The organism is Aminobacter sp. P4_D5 (assembly GCF_056401815.1).
The window spans coordinates 1-653 of the sequence record NZ_JBFUIP010000846.1 but is presented as its reverse complement, the minus strand read 5'-3'; the positions used below and the strand labels follow the sequence as shown (position 1 = coordinate 653).

Genomic DNA, 653 nt, shown 5'->3' with positions numbered 1-653 from the left:
GCTCGACGCGGGGGCCGGCGCGCTGGTCGCCCGACGCATGGGCGCGCGCGGGATCTCCTTTGCCATGCCGGCGCAGCTGGTCGCCATTGAGGGCGACGAGCGCGTGACGGGCGTACGCCTCGCCGATGGGCGCGTGATCAAGGCGAGCATCGTCGTGATGGCCGTGGGCATCCGGCCGGACATGGCGCTGGCGACGGCCTCCGGCCTGGAGGTGAATCGCGGCATCGTCGTGGATGGCGGCATGCGCAGCTCCGACCCGGACGTGCTGGCCATCGGCGAATGCGCTGAAGTGGAGGGGCGCACCATCGGCCTTGTCGCGCCCGCGCTGGAGCAGGCGGAGACGGCCGCGGCCACGCTGGCCGGGGAAGCCGGACGCTGGGCGGCCCGCGCCGATGTCGCGGCGCTGAAGGTGTCCGGTACCGCCGTCTGGTCGGCCGGCGAGATCGGCGGCGAAGGCGAGACAATCACGCTGCGCGATGAGGAGGAGGACTGCTACCGCCGCCTCATGCTGCGCGAGGATCGGCTGGTCGGCGCGGTGCTCTATGGCGACGTCGCGGATAGCGGCTTCTATCTCGACCTCATCGCGTCGAAGCGCGCCATCGGGCGGATGCGTGCGGCGCTGGCCCTGGGGCCGGCCTTCGCGGGAGGGGTGT

Annotated in this window: 1 protein-coding gene; it reads left to right on the top strand. The window is 72.9% G+C overall.

The window, feature by feature from the left end; translation table 11 throughout:
• Positions 1-653, top strand: a 653-nt coding sequence (locus AC1DWF_RS35350; protein ID WP_476843124.1) for an NAD(P)/FAD-dependent oxidoreductase, incomplete at both ends; no start/stop codon positions are given.